The 16,672-nt window shown below is 41.3% G+C and carries 14 protein-coding genes and 1 pseudogene; 7 read left to right on the plus strand and 8 right to left on the minus strand.

What is annotated here, in order from left to right; genetic code table 11:
- Positions 1-855 (minus strand): SDR family oxidoreductase, encoded by an 855-nt coding sequence (locus tag MST18_RS05870; protein ID WP_180133091.1) that lies wholly within the window; start codon positions 853-855, stop codon positions 1-3.
- Positions 856-970: 115 nt separating this feature from the next.
- Between MST18_RS05870 and MST18_RS05875 the strand changes: the two genes are divergently transcribed.
- The 4 genes from MST18_RS05875 to MST18_RS05890 all read left to right on the plus strand — a co-directional run bounded on the left by MST18_RS05875 (position 971) and on the right by MST18_RS05890 (position 4,556).
- Entirely contained in the window at positions 971-1,345 is a 375-nt protein-coding gene (locus MST18_RS05875) for a helix-turn-helix domain-containing protein (protein ID WP_078191873.1), read from the plus strand.
- A 213-nt stretch (positions 1,346-1,558) separates the two neighbouring features.
- Positions 1,559-2,773 carry an Obg family GTPase CgtA gene (gene cgtA / locus MST18_RS05880; RefSeq protein ID WP_078190204.1) on the plus strand — a complete coding sequence of 405 codons (1,215 nt, stop codon included), beginning with the start codon at positions 1,559-1,561 and terminating at the stop codon, positions 2,771-2,773.
- A gap of 40 nt (positions 2,774-2,813) precedes the next feature.
- Positions 2,814-3,947 carry a glutamate 5-kinase gene (proB, locus tag MST18_RS05885; RefSeq protein ID WP_180004924.1) on the plus strand — a complete coding sequence of 378 codons (1,134 nt, stop codon included), beginning with the start codon at positions 2,814-2,816 and terminating at the stop codon, positions 3,945-3,947.
- 90 nt (positions 3,948-4,037) lie between these two features.
- Positions 4,038-4,556: a GNAT family N-acetyltransferase gene (locus MST18_RS05890; protein ID WP_180133092.1), complete on the plus strand. Its 519-nt coding sequence runs from the start codon at positions 4,038-4,040 to the stop codon at positions 4,554-4,556.
- A 57-nt stretch (positions 4,557-4,613) separates the two neighbouring features.
- Here MST18_RS05890 and arsH read toward each other — a convergent pair whose 3' ends face one another.
- From arsH to MST18_RS05920, 6 genes are all read right to left on the minus strand, one after another.
- Positions 4,614-5,318, minus strand: a complete 705-nt coding sequence (gene arsH, locus MST18_RS05895; protein WP_078191860.1) for an arsenical resistance protein ArsH — start codon at positions 5,316-5,318, stop codon at positions 4,614-4,616.
- 1 nt (position 5,319) lies between these two features.
- The gene (arsB, locus tag MST18_RS05900; protein WP_180023443.1) at positions 5,320-6,360 is read right to left on the minus strand and encodes an ACR3 family arsenite efflux transporter; all 1,041 of its coding nucleotides are present in this window, start codon (positions 6,358-6,360) and stop codon (positions 5,320-5,322) included.
- Positions 6,360-6,833, minus strand: a complete 474-nt coding sequence (locus MST18_RS05905) for an arsenate reductase ArsC (RefSeq protein WP_180133093.1) — start codon at positions 6,831-6,833, stop codon at positions 6,360-6,362. Before MST18_RS05905 ends, arsB begins: the two co-directional genes overlap by 1 nt.
- Positions 6,830-7,159, minus strand: coding sequence for a metalloregulator ArsR/SmtB family transcription factor (locus MST18_RS05910; RefSeq protein WP_168379193.1), 330 nt, complete (start codon positions 7,157-7,159; stop codon positions 6,830-6,832). The genes MST18_RS05905 and MST18_RS05910 overlap by 4 nt, the downstream gene beginning before the upstream one ends.
- A gap of 113 nt (positions 7,160-7,272) precedes the next feature.
- Positions 7,273-9,468 (minus strand): TonB-dependent siderophore receptor, encoded by a 2,196-nt coding sequence (locus MST18_RS05915; RefSeq protein WP_180133094.1) that lies wholly within the window; start codon positions 9,466-9,468, stop codon positions 7,273-7,275.
- A 187-nt stretch (positions 9,469-9,655) separates the two neighbouring features.
- Complete coding sequence (locus MST18_RS05920) at positions 9,656-10,357, minus strand: SIMPL domain-containing protein (protein WP_180133095.1); 702 nt, start codon at positions 10,355-10,357, stop codon at positions 9,656-9,658.
- Between the two features lie 483 nt (positions 10,358-10,840).
- Here MST18_RS05920 and MST18_RS05925 point away from each other — a divergent pair, with 483 nt between their 5' ends.
- Both MST18_RS05925 and MST18_RS05930 read left to right on the plus strand, forming a co-directional pair.
- Positions 10,841-12,214: a diaminobutyrate--2-oxoglutarate transaminase gene (locus MST18_RS05925; protein ID WP_180040630.1), complete on the plus strand. Its 1,374-nt coding sequence runs from the start codon at positions 10,841-10,843 to the stop codon at positions 12,212-12,214.
- A 2-nt stretch (positions 12,215-12,216) separates the two neighbouring features.
- Positions 12,217-13,749 (plus strand): aspartate aminotransferase family protein, encoded by a 1,533-nt coding sequence (locus MST18_RS05930; RefSeq protein ID WP_180133096.1) that lies wholly within the window; start codon positions 12,217-12,219, stop codon positions 13,747-13,749.
- 358 nt (positions 13,750-14,107) lie between these two features.
- Here the strand turns inward: MST18_RS05930 and MST18_RS05935 are convergent.
- Positions 14,108-15,156: pseudogene (locus tag MST18_RS05935) on the minus strand (Rieske 2Fe-2S domain-containing protein).
- A gap of 410 nt (positions 15,157-15,566) precedes the next feature.
- Here MST18_RS05935 and MST18_RS05940 point away from each other — a divergent pair.
- A complete protein-coding gene (locus tag MST18_RS05940; RefSeq protein WP_180133097.1) occupies positions 15,567-16,595 on the plus strand; it encodes a substrate-binding domain-containing protein in 1,029 nt (342 codons plus the stop codon).
- Positions 16,596-16,672: the final 77 nt, after the last annotated feature.

Genomic DNA, 16,672 nt, shown 5'->3' on the forward strand with positions numbered 1-16,672 from the left:
TTATTTTAAAGCAGCTTCAACAGCACTGCGTAGAGTAGTGGTTGGGTGACCGAGTAACTGTTCCAAGTCCTTACGATCACTTTGCATTGCACCGTCAATGCTGTTGATATCAGCATCGACGATCACATCTACAAGACCAGCAGGTAAGCCAGCTTGTAATAGGCCTTGTGTGTAGTCTTCTGCAGTTAAATTTTGATAGTGAACATTTTGACCTGAAACTTGCTGTAGGGTTTCAGCAAGCTGTGCCAAGGTGAAACTGTCTGAGCTTGCAAGTTCATAGGTTTTATTCTCATGACCAGAGCTTGTAAGTACTTTTGCAGCTGCTTCAGCATAGTCAGCACGGGTCGCTGCATTAATTTTCCCATCCTTTGCTGCACCAAATAAGGTACCTGTTTCCACCACATGTCCTGTAGCAGCAAGATAGTTTTCGACATACCAGTTATTTCGTAAGAAGGTATAGGTTAAACCACTAGCTTGAATCAGACTTTCTGTTTCACGATGTTCTTGAGATAAACCCAATGGTGACGTATCTGCACGTAACAGGCTGGTATAAGCAAGATATGGAACTTTCGCTTCTACTGCAGCATCAATTACGGCTTTGTGTTGTGGGGTACGCCGACCAATTTCATTGGCAGAAATGAGTAATAATTTATCGACACCTTGTAGTGCAGGAACCAGTGTATCTGGTTGATCATAGTCAAAATGACGAAGTTCGATGCCTTGAGCTTGTAGAGATGCTGCTTTTTCTGGTGAGCGAACTAAAGCGATGATGTTTTCGGCCGCGGTTTCTTTCAATAAAAATTGAAGGACCAATTGGCCTAGTTGACCTGTTGCACCTGTAATTGCGATTTTCATATTTAAACCCTCTGATGGTTGAATAAATGATCTTGATGGTTGAATCTTAATCTGTTAACTTACTAAATGTAAGTACGTACCAAAAAGTAAGTTAGTGGCTTTGAGGAAAGATTTAATGAACACATACGCTACAAGTAAATTATTAGGTCAAGTTTTATCCACGGACTGTCCTTCTCGAGAAATATTGGAACATCTCACCAATAAATGGTCAGTATTAGTTTTGCGTTGTTTGACTGAAGGGGTACACCGTTTTAGTGAACTTAAGCAGCGGATCGAAGGGGTGAGCGAAAAGATGCTGGCTCAAACACTGAAAATGCTCGAGCAAGATGGTTTTATCTTAAGGACAGTCTATCCAGTCGTGCCACCCAAAGTTGAATATCAACTGACTTTAATGGGCTCGCAGGCTGCAGAAAAGTTAATGCATCTGATTGGTTGGGTTGAACGAACCTTACCTGAAATTATTGAAGCCAAGGAAAATGCACGTAAATAGCTTTCAGAAATGGGGAGTGAAATTCGTTTGCCATTTATCAAAGGTATTTTGATGATGAGCTAAAGATTTTCGAGCGAGGTGAGGATTTTCCTAAAAATTTGCATCAGCACCAAGATGAATGAAATTTATAGTATTGCTGAATAATATTGTTCGAGAAATTCTTTAAAATATGGCAGAATAAGCGGTTTTAAAGTTTTTAGAGGATTGGCAAACATGCGCTTTGTTGATGAAGCAGTCATTACCGTAGAGGCTGGCGACGGTGGCAATGGCGTAGCCAGTTTTCGCCGTGAAAAATTCGTACCATTTGGTGGTCCAGATGGTGGTGATGGTGGTCGTGGCGGTAACGTATACGTTCAAGCCGACAACGACACAAGTACCCTAGTAGATTATCGTTATACACGTAAATTCCGTGCAGAACGTGCTAAAAATGGTCGTGGAGCGAACTGCTCAGGCCGTGGCGGTGAAGATACCGTATTGCTCGTTCCAGTGGGCACAACAATTGTAGATACAGAATCTGGCGATATCATCGGCGACTTAGTGGCTGACGGTCAGCGTGTGTTAGTGGCAGCAGGTGGTGAAGGTGGTTTGGGTAATACTCACTTCAAATCTTCAACCAACCGTTCTCCACGTAAATGTACACACGGCTCAAAAGGCGAATATCGTGAAATTCGTCTTGAATTAAAAGTACTCGCAGACGTTGGTTTGTTGGGTATGCCAAATGCGGGTAAATCAACCTTTATCCGTGCAGTTTCAGCAGCAAAACCAAAAGTTGCAGATTATCCATTTACCACAATGGTGCCAAATCTAGGTGTGGTTGATGCCGATAGTCACCGTTCATTTGTAATGGCGGATATTCCGGGTCTAATCGAAGGGGCTGCAGAAGGTGCAGGTCTAGGTATTCGATTCCTGAAACACTTGGCACGTACGCGTATTTTATTGCACATCGTAGATGTTCAACCGATTGATGGTTCTGACCCTGCGTATAATGCAAAAGCAATTTTGGAAGAGTTGAAAAAATTCTCTCCAACACTTTCAAAATTACCTGTTGTATTGGTACTCAATAAAGTAGACCAATTGGCGGCTGAAACGCGTGATGAATGGTGTGATCACATTCTCGAAGAGTTACAGTGGAAAGGCCCTGTATTCAAAACTTCAGGTTTAACGTTTGAAGGTACTAAAGACGTTGTGTATTACCTGATGGATCAAATTGAAGAACAGCGCGAACGTGAAACTGAAGATCCTGAATATGCTGCAGAAGTTAAAGCGTTCCGTGATCAGCTTGAAGCTGAAACACGTGAGCAAACGCTTGCTGCGAAAGAAGCATATCGTGAAATGCGTCGTCAACAACGTCTGGCAGGTCAAGGTGAAGACTTTGATGATGAATTTGAAGACGGTGATGATGAGGCAGAATCGTACTACGTACGTTAATTGCTGAATAAGTGTCAAAGCAAACAAGTCTGAGGACAAGATGATAGAAGTGGTAGATGGGCAACGTCAGCTCAAGGGTTGTAAACGTATCGTTGTTAAAATCGGATCATCACTACTCACAGCAAACGGAAAAGGGTTAGATCTGGATGCAATCTCGCATTGGGCGGGACAAATTGCAGAACTACACAATGCAGGGCACGAGATCATTCTTGTGTCTTCCGGTGCTGTGGCTGAAGGTATGGTTCGAATGAATCTGGACAGCCGACCCACAGATCTACCTAGTCTACAGGCTTGTGCTGCCATTGGACAAATGGGTTTAATTCATACTTGGTCAAGCGTTTTAGAACAACGTTCTATTCGTACAGCTCAAGTTTTATTAACCCATGACGATTTGGCTGACCGTCGTCGTTATTTGAACTCATGTGATGCGTTGCAACACTTGATAGACTGGCGTGTCATTCCAGTCATCAATGAGAACGACACTGTTTCGACAGATGAAATTCGCTTTGGTGATAACGATACTTTGGCAGCTATGGTGGCGGGTCAGGTACATGCAGACTTATTGGTGATTTTAACTGACCAAGAAGGCATGTTTGACTCAGACCCTCGTTCCAATCCAGACGCAAAACTGTTTCATACAGTACGCGCAATGGATGAATCATTATTCGATATGGCTGGTGGCGGCGGTAAATTCGGTCGTGGCGGTATGTTGACCAAAGTTCGTGCGGCACGTTTAGCAGCCAAGTCTGGTTGTCCAACAGTCATTGCGAGCGGTGATAGCGACAATGTGCTGTCACGTGTAATGGCAGGTGAATTACTCGGTACATTATTTATTACCGATAATGATCGTGTGACAGCCCATCAACAATGGTTAGCTGCACATTTACAAACAGCGGGTCGTTTAGTAATTGATGATGGTGCAGTTAAAGCCATTCGTGATAATCACCGCAGTTTATTACCTGTCGGTGTGAAAGCAGTTGAAGGGCATTTTGAACGTGGTGATGTGGTGGAATGTGTCGATACACAAGGTCATCGTGTTGCTGTCGGTCGTGTAAATTTCAGTTCACGTTCGGCAGAAATCGTCAAAGGTTTGGCCTCAGATAAAGTTCATCAAGTTTTAGGGGAAGCCCGATCACTTGAAATGATCCATCGCAATCATATGTCGATTTACTAAATTGAAAATCAAAATCCTGCTTCCGAGCGGGATTTTTTATGGCATGCCATTTGAATATAACGATAAAAATAGAAATAAGAGGAAAAGAAGATGAGCGAAATTCAATATTTAAACATTCAAGATCTAAAAGATGAGCAGGCTCAACTGTGTGAATTATTGGCACAATGTGTGCAAGATGGTGCTTCACTGGGTTTTTTAGCTAAAGAATCTAAGTCACACTATGATGAATATTGGTCTGCTGTGACAAAGGATATTCAAAAGCATAAAACCTTTTTGTGGGCGGCGCTACAAAGCGGTGAAATTGTGGGCACAGTACAATTGGTTCGTGCCACCAAAGCCAATGCACTGCATCGTGCTGAGATTGAAAAACTTATGGTGCATCCAAAGGTACTTCAGCAAGGCATTGCTCACCAACTATTAACACTTGCAGAAGATAAAGCAAAACACTTGAACTTGAAATTACTTGTACTTGATACGCGTACAGGCGATGTCTCTGAAAAGCTATATGAAAAATTTAACTTTATAAAAGCTGGGATCATTCCGCAATTTGCATTGAGCCATACAGGTACAATAGATTCAACGACATTATTTTATAAATTATTAGTTTAAGTTGAAACGGATGGATATTTTAGACCAAAACTCCTGCACAGATGCAGGAGTGTTTCATTAAAGGTTCTTTTGATTAACTCGTTTAGAGAGTTCTTCCGCACTTTCAACTCGTTCAGAATAGCGATCTGTGAGGTAGGCAGATTGACCACGTGTGAGTAGGGTAAATTTATATAATTCCTCCATCACATCGACAATGCGAGTGTAATAGGAGGAAGGTTTCATGCGATCATTTTCATCAAACTCTAAAAATGCTTTTGCAACGGAAGATTGATTTGGAATCGTGATCATCCGCATCCAACGCCCAAGGATGCGCATTTGGTTAACAGCATTAAAAGATTGCGAACCACCACTGACTTGCATTAACGCCAGCGTTTTACCTTGAGTAGCACGAATGGCACCTGCAGCTAAAGGAATCCAATCAATTTGTGCTTTCAATATAGAGCTCATCGCACCATGTCGTTCTGGCGAACACCAAACCATGCCTTCAGACCATGCAAGTAATTCATGTAATTCCTGAACTTTGGGATGTGAGGTTTCAGCATCTTCAGGCAGAGGAAGACCTTTAGGATGAAAGATTTTGACTTCTGCACCAAAATGTTCAAGGATTCGACCCGCCTCCAATACCGTTAAACGGCTAAATGAGCGTTCACGGTTAGAGCCATATAGCAGCAGAATGCGTGGCGGATGTTCAAGTGCTTTTGCTTGAACTTGTTCAAAACGCGGTGTTTCAAGTAGATCTAGTTGAATATTGGGGAGCTTCATTTTAGTTCTCTTTATACCATTTGCGTTTTAACCATAGCGATACACTCACTAATGCAATAAGCACAGGCACTTCAACCAATGGGCCAATAATCGTGGTAAATGCAATCGGAGATGCAATGCCAAAGGTGGCGATGGCAACAGCGAGGGCAAGTTCAAAATTATTACCTGCTGCTGTAAAGGATATCGCAGTGGTTTTGGCGTAGTTATTGCCCATCCATTTGCTCATCAAAAAGCTAATGAAAAACATCACCACAAAGTAGATCGTGAGGGGGATGGCAATACGCAGTACATCCATCGGAAGGCTCACGACATCTGCACCTTTGAGGCTAAACATCACCACAATGGTAAAGAGTAATGCGATTAAACTGATGGGGCTGATTTTGGGTATAAATTGATTTTTATACCAATCCAGACCTTTTTGTTTTACCAATATGGCACGCGTCAGGAAACCGAGCAGGAAGGGAATACCTAGATACACCAATACTGCATGTGTGATGGTCCAAAAGCTGACTTGGATCACTTGTGCTTCGATACCAAAATATGGCGGTAAAAAACTCAAAAAGAACCATGCGTAGGTACTAAAAAATGCAATTTGGAAAATACTGTTAAATGCCACTAAAGCCGTAACGTATTGGTTGTCCCCACAAGCGAGATCATTCCAAACCAGAACCATTGCAATACAACGTGCTAAACCAATCAGAATCAAACCAGTCATGTATTCAGGATAGTGTTGTAAAAACACGATCGCCAAAATAAACATCAGGCAAGGCGCAATTAACCAATTTTGAACCAGTGATAGGTATAAGGTACGTTTATCTTTAAACACTTCAGGCAGCGCTTTGTAATCCACTTTAGCCAAAGGCGGATACATCATGAGGATTAAACCAATGGCAATCGCAATATTGACATCACCGATATTGAGTTGATTTAAAGCTCTTGAAGTACTTGGAACATACACGCCAATCGCAATGCCTAGCCCCATTGCGATAAAAATCCATAGCGTTAAATTGCGGTCTAGAAATGACAGTTTTGCAGCAGCCATTATTGGATCTCTGAAATATTTTGGATTTCTTGGTTGAGTTCTTCGCGACTTAATTGCGTAAAATCGAGCGCAAATAAAGCATCTAAACGGCGGTTAATATGCGCCACGGTATCAAGAAATGCTGCAAGTTTGATGTCATCTGCAAGCTCTAAATGGGAAGGATCTTCTAAGCCCCAGTGTGCTTTGATGGCAGAGCCTAAGTAAATTGGGCAAGCTTCTTGAGCGGCAGAACCACAGACGGTAATCACCACATCGGGTTGGTATTGTTCACATGCTGCGATGGTTTTACTCGACAAGCCCTCAGTCGGTAGCTTGAGGTTGTGTAGGGTTTTCAAGGTAAACGGGTGGACTTGTCCTGAGGGTTGACTGCCTGCGCTATAGGCACGGAAACCTTCAGGGGCACGCTGGTTAAAAAGTACTTCGGATAAAATGCTGCGGCAGCTATTGCCAGTACATAGAAATAAAAAATTCATAGCGTTTCACACAATGTTGTCGTGTTTTTTGGGGAATTTAAATCGAGGTCCTTAAATCGTTCTTGGTGACGCATGACATCGAGTATTTGTGTACACCAAGTAGGCAGTGCAGGGTGAATGGAGTAATAGACCCATTGACCTTTACGTTGATCACTCAGCACACCTGATGAACGCAGTAATGCCAAATGACGCGAAATTTTAGGTTGGCTCAATTCAAGGGACTCAGTGAGTTCGCAGACGCAGAGTTCACCTTTACAAGCCAACAGCATGATGATGTTCAGACGAGTCTCATCTGCAAGTAATTTGAAAAATTCAGTCTGTTCCATGTTTATCTGTATATATGGATTTTCATATATCTTTACATATGAATATATGGATGTCCATATATATTATTCAATAAAAATCCCACACTTGGTGGGATCTTTATATTTAGACCAGTTTAAAAGTCGAATGAAGTTTGTAAGAAGAAGGTACGTGGTTGCCCTATATATTTACCACCTGTTGCATCTGATGAACGGGTGAAATACTGTTTATCAAATACATTCTTGATGCCAGCGGCAACTTTAACCCCTTGCAGCGAACCGCCAAAGTCATAGCCGGTACGCACAGCAAAAGTTGAATAGCCTGGAATATCGCCCAGTTTACCATTTGCCGTTTCTTCAGTTTGGTAGATCCCTGAATCTTGGTTACCTGGGGCACGTTGTTTAGATTGAGCATACATGTCGGCATTGATTGACCAAGCATCGTATTTATAGCCTAAGCCAAAGTTTGCGACATTTTGTGAATAGAAGGGCAAATCTTTACCTTTAAAGTTACCTGCTTCAGCAACTGCTTTGGTATAGGTGTAATTACCATAGGCTTTTAAGCCTTCGAGGGTGTCAGCTAAATGTCCAAAGTCATAACTAAAACCGGCTTCAATCCCTTTATGACTTGTAGCACCGAGGTCAGTCCAAATGCCATTGTTTGCAGCATCACGTTCTAAAATCAGTTCTTTGTCAAAATCAAGATAAAACGCAGTCAATTCAGCACTCAAACCATTGCCTAAATATTTGGTACCAATTTCATAGTTATTAGACTTTTCAGGATGTAAGCCATCTAGGGTTGTGACTGCTGTAGTACCTTGTGTTGTTGCTAATTGGTTATATTGCTGTGGACCAAAAGATACACCGGCATTGGCAAAGAAATTCCAATGGTCTGTTGCTTTATATAGGACAGCTAAACTTGGTAAAAATTCGTCTGATTGGATCGAGGGATGAACAGTATTTTGTAATACGCCATTTTTATAGGCACTAAAACTGTTTTGCGTATCAATCGATTCAAAACGAACGCCGGGTGTAATATTCCATTTACCCAATTCTATACGGTTATCGATATAAGCTGCGTGTGCTTTGGTGCCACCCGCACTGCGGGTACGTGCTATAAACTGACCGGGTTCAGCATCTGCAGCGTATTCAGTACGGCCTGCGAACTCGGTGCTTTCTTCATCCATATAACGGTAGCCTACAGTCACTTCATTCAGCGTGCTACCTAAGCTATAGCTACGAGAATAACGTGGCTCAATGGCAAAGACTTTATAATCACGCGGTGAAGTATCTAAGCGATGATTGCCATTGGTTAAGGTGGATTCAAGATTGCTGGTACGGAGTGAATCGATGTAATAACTTAAAAGTTCAAAGTTGTTCGTGTCATCTTTATGTGTATAACGCAGCGATACGTCTGAACGACGGCCAGTGAAAAAATCACGATAATGCGACGTTTGATATGGATTTGCTTCGAATTCAGCAGTGCTTAAACCTTCAGGCATTTTACCTGTACCATCGTAGTGATGGAAATTTAATGCAATTTTATCCTGATCTGTTATGTCATAAGCGGTTTTTAACATGACATCATCAATGTCATTTTTATTGTTCGCTTCACGATAACCATTGCCTTTAGTACCTGAATAAAGCAGGGCTAAGCCTAAACCATTATCTAATGTTCCACCAACGAACAGACTAGGACTTAATTTTACCTGATCTGTACCTGTTGCATATTCAGAGTTTAAAGCTACAGTTCCTTTAAATAATTCAGGAATGCTACGTGTGGCAAAATTGATAATACCACCGACATTTTGTGGCCCAAAACGGACAGAACCTGCACCACGGACTACATCAACAGATTCTATATTTCCTAAAGAGACAGGCGCCATCGAAAGCTGTGGTTGGCCATACGGTGCAAATGATATTGGGATGCCATCGATCAACACGGTTGAACGTGGAGAGAGGCGAGAGGTTAATCCTCGAACGCCAATATTTAATGAAACATCGCTACCGCCAGTACCATTATTTTCTTGAACCTGAACGCCGGGAACTTGGCGTAACGCATCTTTAAGAGATGTTGCTGCGCTTTCGTTTAAGCGTTTACGGTCAATAATGGTCCGCGCACCGGCATGCTTTTGCACTTTTTTTTCATTGGCGTTTTCCAGCCAGTTACCTTGAGTTTCAATGGTGATGGTCGGTAAAACATTAGCTTGCGCGGTATCTGTATTTTCAGCAGCAGAAGCCATAGTGGCAACCATGCTTATACCTACGGCAATACTCAGCGGTAATAAAGGGAAGTTTTGAAGCTTTGAAGATTTTTTGCTTGAACTATACATAAAAGTGTGAGCAATGGAGAGAGTGCGCGTATCATAATCTTGAGTGTGATAAATTTAAATAAGGATGATTATCATTTAAAACTATGAATATGATTAAGCTAATAGACTTTTTAATTTAAATAAAGAATAGGTGTAATTTATAGTCAAAAAAACCGCGCTAAAGCACGGTTTCTTAAAATGAATTTAATTATTTGAACTGGATAGAGCCATTTGCACTGACCGTGATTTTAGATTCACCACCTGCCATTTCTTGTTCAGGAATAGCATCGGCACTTGCAGCTTTCATCATCGCCATACGCGGAACTGGCTGACCACCATAATTGCTGGTATTTAAATTAATATTAACTAAGTTGTAGCCTGATTTATTCCATGCCTGAGCGAGCGCTTGGGCACGTTGTTGAAAGTTTTTGGATGCTTCAACCATCAGTTCATTTTCAACTTTTTTACGCTGTGCATCTGACACACTAAAGCTGATGGATTGAGTTTGGAAATTTTGTTGTAACTCGCTCACCAATTGGCTAGCTGCTTTAAAGTCTGTACTTTCTAAACGTAATTCGGCACGACCACGCCATTCTTTAAGTTTACGGCTGTCATTGTCATAGATAGGATAAGTAGTTTGTGAACCTGTTTCAATTTTTACCGATGGGTATTTACGGGCGGTGTTCACCGCTTGGGTCATCAATTGGTTGATTTGGGTAGCAAGTTCAGCCGGCTGTTTATTTGATTTTTCAATATATAAAACGGCATACATTTGGTCGTTCGACACTTGGCGAGTAGCATCCGCCTGAATATTCACGATGTTGTAATTGAGTGGGTCAGCTGCTTGAGTTGCTGCTGCCAAACCTAGACCGGATGCTAATAAAACAGTGGATAAGATAATTTTACGCATTGTTATGACCTATTCTTCTTTCAGAATGACTAATTTAGCTTATGCTCTTATCTTAAAAGGGGATTGTGATGGATTAAAGGAAAATCTGTGGTGGGATTGTAAATCTTTCAAGAAAAATAAATGTAGTGCTTGATGAATATTTATTTAAATAATCAGTGCTTAGTTGTTTAATTAATTGAAGATTACAATAATCATTCATAAGTTGTAAAAAAGCATAAAATAAAAAGGTTTTCTTTGTTATGTCACACTGTAAGATGATAATTCAGGCTATCAATCGGATTGATCTGTTTTTTCAGTGCTTGATGCTATGATTTGGTCATAAAAGTTATTTATTTTCCTGAAAAATTCTGTATCATCCGCCCTCTAGTTAGCCATTATATAGAGAGCTCTTAAAACTAACTGGAACTCATAAAGCACCGAGTCAAAGGACCGCAAGTCACCCGACTTATTTCTTTTAACCCATATCAGAGATGGTAATTCGATATGAGCGTTTCTTCAGTAAATCCTGCCCCTAATTCTACTAACGAATACTATTTAACTCGCCAAAGTCAAATGGAATCGAATGTTCGTAGCTATCCACGTAAACTTCCACTTGCGATAGCAAAAGCTTTGGGCTGTTGGGTTACCGATGTTGAAGGTACAGAGTACCTTGATTGTTTAGCTGGGGCAGGTACATTGGCACTAGGCCATAATCACCCTGCGGTCATTCAAAGTATCCAAGACACACTTGCAAGCGGCTTGCCATTGCATACTTTGGATTTAACAACACCTTTAAAAGATGCTTTCACTGAAGCTTTACTTGAGCAATTACCAGGTGGTAAGGAAGAGTATTGCCTACAGTTCTGTGGTCCGTCTGGTGCAGATGGTACAGAAGCAGCAATTAAGTTAGCAAAAACATACACTGGTCGTAGCTCAGTGATTAGCTTCTCTGGTGGCTATCACGGTATGACGCACGGTTCTTTAGCAATGACAGGTAACTTGTCTGCGAAGAATGCTGTGAATGGCTTGATGCCAGGTGTTCAATTTATGCCGTATCCGCATGAATACCGTTGCCCATTAGGCATTGGTGGTGAAGCGGGTGTAGACGCATTAACGTATTATTTCGAAAACTTCATTGAAGACGTAGAAAGCGGTGTAACTAAGCCAGCAGCTGTCATTTTGGAAGCGATCCAAGGTGAAGGCGGTGTGGTAACTGCACCTGTGAAGTGGTTGAAAAAAATCCGTGAAGTGACTGAAAAGCACAATATTGTGTTAATTCTTGACGAAGTTCAAGCGGGCTTTGCACGTTCAGGTAAAATGTTTGCCTTTGAACATGCGGGTATCGAACCTGATGTTGTTGTAATGTCTAAAGCGGTTGGTGGTAGCTTACCACTTGCAGTATTGGGCATTAAACGTAAGTTTGACGCATGGCAACCAGCGGGTCACACGGGTACATTCCGTGGTAACCAACTTGCTATGGGTACTGGTCTTGCAACAATCAAAACCATCAAAGAGCAAAATCTTGCGCAAAATGCACAAGAGCGTGGTGACTTCTTACAAGCTGAAATTAAAAAATTAGCGGTAGAATTCCCATGTATCGGTAACGTACGTGGCCGTGGTTTGATGATTGGTGTTGAAATTGTTGATGAACGTCAAAAAGCAGATCACATGGGTTCTTTACCAGGTGATTCTCAATTGGCAGCAGCAATTCAAGCAGCATGTTTCAACAATAAATTGTTGTTAGAAAAAGGTGGTCGTAACGGTACAGTCATTCGTTTACTTTGCCCATTGATCATCAATCAAGCTGAATGTGAAGAAGTGATCGTTCGCTTCAAGAAAGCACTTGCTGAAGCACTTGTTGCAACTCGAGGCGCGTAATAATGGTTGATTTTGCAGAACATCGTAAAGCGTTATTCTGCAATGATGCACAATCCATTGCTGACTACCAGTCAGCAATGGATTCAGCTGTAAAAGCTGTATCTGCATGGTTGCAAAATGACAAAATGTACACAGGCGGTAGCATTAAAGAGCTTCGTAGTGCAATTGCATTCAATCCTTCTAAAGAAGGTATGGGTGTACAAAAATCACTAGACCGTATGGTTGAGCTGTTCTTAAACAAAAGCTTAAAAGTACATCACCCACATTCTTTAGCGCATTTGCATTGCCCAACAATGGTGACAAGCCAAATCGCTGAAGTGCTGATCAACGCGACTAACCAATCTATGGACTCATGGGATCAAAGCCCTGCAGGTTCATTGATGGAAGTTCAGTTAATTGACTGGCTTCGCCAAAAAGTTGGCTATGGTGCAGGTCAAGCAGGTGTATTCACCTCTGGCGGTACGCAGTCTAACTTAATGGGTGTTTTGCTTGCACGTGATGCATGTATTGCTAAAAACTGGAAAGACGAAAACGGTAACCCGTGGTCTGTTCAGCGTGATGGCGTACCTGCGGAAGCAATGCGTAACGTAAAAGTGATCTGTTCTGAAAATGCACACTTTTCTGTGCAAAAGAATATGGCCATGATGGGTATGGGCTTCCAATCTGTTGTCACTGTTCCTGTAGATGCAAATGCACGCATGGACATGGACGCGCTTGAGAAAACCATGGCGCACCTTCAAGCTGAAGGCAAAATCGTGGCATGTGTAGTTGCAACTGCGGGTACAACCGATGCAGGCGCAATTGACCCATTGAAAGAAGTTCGTGAAATCACCAACAAATATGGCGCGTGGATGCATATCGATGCAGCTTGGGGTGGTGCACTCATTCTTTCGAATGACTATCGTTCTATGCTAGATGGTATCGAGCTTTCAGACTCAGTCACGCTGGATTTCCATAAGCATTATTTCCAAACGATTTCATGTGGCGCATTCTTGCTGAAAGATGAAGCGAACTATCGTTTCATGCATTATGAAGCGGAGTACTTAAACTCTGCTTATGATGAAGAGCACGGTGTTCCTAACTTAGTATCTAAGTCATTACAAACAACTCGCCGTTTTGACGCGTTGAAATTGTGGATGACGGTTGAAGCGTTAGGTGAAGAGCTTTACGGTTCGATGATTGATCATGGTGTAGGTCTAACACGTGATGTTGCAGACTATATTACTGCCACTGACGGTCTAGAAATGCTGGTTGATCCTCAATTTGCATCGGTATTGTTCCGTGTAGTACCAGCAGGTTACCCAGCAGAATTGTTAGATACATTGAACCAAAACGTAGCAGACGAATTGTTTGCTCGTGGTGAAGCGAATATTGGTGTAACTAAAGTAGGTCAAGTTCAATCATTGAAAATGACGACTTTAAGCCCAGTAGCGACTTTAGACAACGTGAAGAATTTGCTTGCTCTTGTGCTAGCAGAAGCGGATCGTATCAAAGGCCCAATCGCTGATGGTACATATACACCTGCAATTGACTAATTGTCATTTTGTAATTGTAGAAGAAGGGGCTCGTAAGAGCTCCTTTTTTTTTAAAAATGAAAAGGCGCTTAATTTATTGCATGGCCGCAATTTTTCATTGAGTGATGATAGTTTACTGCGTAGGCAGATTGTTACTTTGAGGGATCAAAGTATCTAAAATCCTTCTCAGGTAAAAGGTACATCCATGTGACCATTACCTTATAGTGACATCCCTGTCGCCAGTCGCGATATTCATTGATGTTTATCATTTGATGAATGAGATACCACAATATTTATAACCAATATAAGGCTTGTAAAGGAGTTTCCCTCTCCTTGTAGGAGAGGGTTAGGGTGAGGTGAATGCAATACGATATTGATGTTATGCCGCAAATAATGGACTAAAACCTTTTTTATGCAATAATTTGCGGTACATGCTGGAACTGCGGTCCGCTGGAAAATGCGCTTCGATGCTTAAATCTAAGGGTAAATATTCAGGCTTTTGCGATTCAGAGACTAAACGGTCCTCCTCAAATATTTTCAGGTTAAAGTCATAAGCTCTACAGGTAAGTCTTTGTCATAATTGCGGCAAATGGGAGCAAATAGACGGGTAGAATGAGCAGTCATCGGTGAAGCCGCATTCATAATCACTTGCTTGCTGGCGTTTGGAAAATGAATCGTTAAGGTTGCAGTAAAAGGCAGATGAATTTCAAAATGGCGAAGCCATTGAAATCCATCTTGTCCTCGTTGTTCTAATCCAATTGGGTAGCGCCCAACACTACTCCAATAGTCTGCATTAAAGCCAGTTTCTGTCTCAAATGTTTTATAGTCAGGTACTTCTACATTTTCAGGGTCGCCAAAAGTCTCTGGATGTACCCATGCAAAATGCGCGACATCAATAAAGCCTTCAAGCTGCCGGCCTGCAAAACATTGAAAATCTACCGTTGGACAAACCAATTGTTGAAAATCTGCATCTTCCCTATTGGGCATGCTAGGTATATTGGGTTCAGCTTCAGAATGAGCCGTCAGATTGCACCAGATCAAACCATAGCGCTCTACCGCTGCATAGGTGCGTAAATTAAAGCGCGGTGAAATTTTCTGTTCTGGATGTGCAGGAATACGGTTGCAATGACCATGTTCATCAAAGCGTTAGCCATGATATCGGCAGACCACGCCTTGACCATCATTCTTGCCTAAACTTAGAGGTACGCCGCGGTATGGGCAGGCATTTTTAGCTACAATCAGTTCATCTCCCATTTTATAAATAACGAGCGGCATATCTAAAAGCATGGTGCCATAAGGCTGTTTTGTAATGTCTCGAGCGAGTGCAATCGGATACCAATATTTCGCAAGTAAGTACCAGTCATGTTCTTCAAAAGTCATATGCACAGGCAAGTCTGGATTAAATGTCGCAATGGCTTTACTGGTTATTTTAGGCTCTGTTTTTATGTAAAGTTGCATATTGAGCTAACTAAAAATGTAATGAAATTTCAATTATTGGAATAACATGGAATAAAAAATCGAACATGCAAATGTGCATCATTCAGAAAAAGAGGACAATTTGAAAAAAGAAAATAAGACAAAATATGACAGTGACATGAATTCTTACGAATATCAAAGTAGAAATAAATAAGACCAATACTTTGATAAATTTCATTACGTATTGAAAAATAAAGAATTATATTTAAATCAATGAGCAATGATCAATTATCATAAAAGCGTCATAAAGATGTAACCTAACTGTCATACTCTAAAATCAAAATGCAGATATCGAAAAAGTACAAGACTTTAAAAATAAAAGTGGCGTACTCCAATAAATGCATCAATTAAGAGAGATGAGAATGCGCTTAAATCATATCGCACTTGCTATGGTACTCACTACTGGGGCAACAGTCGCTACAACTGCAAATGCAGCTCGTGACACGATCCAAATTGCTGGTTCTTCAACTGTACTGCCTTATGCAAGTATTGTTGCGGAAGAGTTTGGTAATACATTCCCACAATTTAAAGCACCTGTCGTAGGTTCAGGCGGTACTTCAGGTGGTTTGAAACAATTTTGTAATGGTGTAGGCGATAACACAATTGATGTTGCAAACGCATCTCGTAAAATTAAAGGTACTGAATTGGCTGCATGTAAAAAAGCAGGCGTTAACCAAATCTTAGAAATTAAAGTTGGATATGACGGTATCGTATTTGCTTCAAATGCGAAAAAAGCGGCATTCAAACTTCGCCCACAGCACGTATTTGCTGCACTTGCTGCTGAATTACCTTCAAACGGTAAAATGGTTGCAAACCCATATACACGTTGGAACCAAATTGATCCAACTCTTCCTAACGAAGCAATTACATTGGTCATTCCAGCGTCAAATCACGGTACTCGTGAAGTATTCCAAGAGAAAATGGTAGATGCTGGCTGTGAAACTTACCAAGCATTTGCGAAGCTAGATAAAGATGCAAAGAAAAAGGCATGTTCTACATTCCGTAAAGATGGTCGTGTGATTGAAATCGCAGGCGACTATACAGAGACATTGGCACGCTTAAAAACTTCACCTAACGCTGTAGGTGTATTCGGTCTAGGTTTCTATGACCAAAACCGTGACAAGTTACGTGTAGCAACAGTGAATAATGTAGCGCCATCTGAGAAAACAATTCTGAATGGTTCTTACCCTGTATCACGTCCATTGTTCTTCTACGTGAAAGGTGAACATCTTAAATCCATCAAAGGCTTGAAAGAATTTACAGAATTCTTTGTAAGCAAAAAAGTATCTGGTAAAGGTTCTAAGCTAGAAAAAGCAGGCTTAATTTCAATGTCTGATAAAGAACGCGCTGCAGTTCTTGCAAACTTTAAAGCGGGTAAAGCTGTTAAATAAAGTATGGAAATAGCCAATGGCAGGGTCGACCTGCCATTGGTTTTTTTGCAAAGAAACAGTTTTTTCAAAATGTGTAA

Source organism: Acinetobacter sp. YH12068_T (assembly GCF_024606005.1).
Classification (GTDB): Bacteria; Pseudomonadota; Gammaproteobacteria; order Pseudomonadales; family Moraxellaceae; genus Acinetobacter; species Acinetobacter amyesii.

What these genes read in the sequence shown, in the direction of transcription:
- MST18_RS05870 (WP_180133091.1), bottom strand. Translation starts at nt 855, where the DNA reads ATGAAAATCGCAATTACAGGTGCAACAGGTCAACTAGGCCAATTGGTC.
- MST18_RS05875 (WP_078191873.1), top strand. Translation starts at nt 971, where the DNA reads ATGAACACATACGCTACAAGTAAATTATTAGGTCAAGTTTTATCCACG.
- cgtA (WP_078190204.1), top strand. Translation starts at nt 1,559, where the DNA reads ATGCGCTTTGTTGATGAAGCAGTCATTACCGTAGAGGCTGGCGACGGT.
- proB (WP_180004924.1), top strand. Translation starts at nt 2,814, where the DNA reads ATGATAGAAGTGGTAGATGGGCAACGTCAGCTCAAGGGTTGTAAACGT.
- MST18_RS05890 (WP_180133092.1), top strand. Translation starts at nt 4,038, where the DNA reads ATGAGCGAAATTCAATATTTAAACATTCAAGATCTAAAAGATGAGCAG.
- arsH (WP_078191860.1), bottom strand. Translation starts at nt 5,318, where the DNA reads ATGAAGCTCCCCAATATTCAACTAGATCTACTTGAAACACCGCGTTTT.
- arsB (WP_180023443.1), bottom strand. Translation starts at nt 6,360, where the DNA reads ATGGCTGCTGCAAAACTGTCATTTCTAGACCGCAATTTAACGCTATGG.
- MST18_RS05905 (WP_180133093.1), bottom strand. Translation starts at nt 6,833, where the DNA reads ATGAATTTTTTATTTCTATGTACTGGCAATAGCTGCCGCAGCATTTTA.
- MST18_RS05910 (WP_168379193.1), bottom strand. Translation starts at nt 7,159, where the DNA reads ATGGAACAGACTGAATTTTTCAAATTACTTGCAGATGAGACTCGTCTG.
- MST18_RS05915 (WP_180133094.1), bottom strand. Translation starts at nt 9,468, where the DNA reads ATGTATAGTTCAAGCAAAAAATCTTCAAAGCTTCAAAACTTCCCTTTA.
- MST18_RS05920 (WP_180133095.1), bottom strand. Translation starts at nt 10,357, where the DNA reads ATGCGTAAAATTATCTTATCCACTGTTTTATTAGCATCCGGTCTAGGT.
- MST18_RS05925 (WP_180040630.1), top strand. Translation starts at nt 10,841, where the DNA reads ATGAGCGTTTCTTCAGTAAATCCTGCCCCTAATTCTACTAACGAATAC.
- MST18_RS05930 (WP_180133096.1), top strand. Translation starts at nt 12,217, where the DNA reads ATGGTTGATTTTGCAGAACATCGTAAAGCGTTATTCTGCAATGATGCA.
- MST18_RS05940 (WP_180133097.1), top strand. Translation starts at nt 15,567, where the DNA reads ATGCGCTTAAATCATATCGCACTTGCTATGGTACTCACTACTGGGGCA.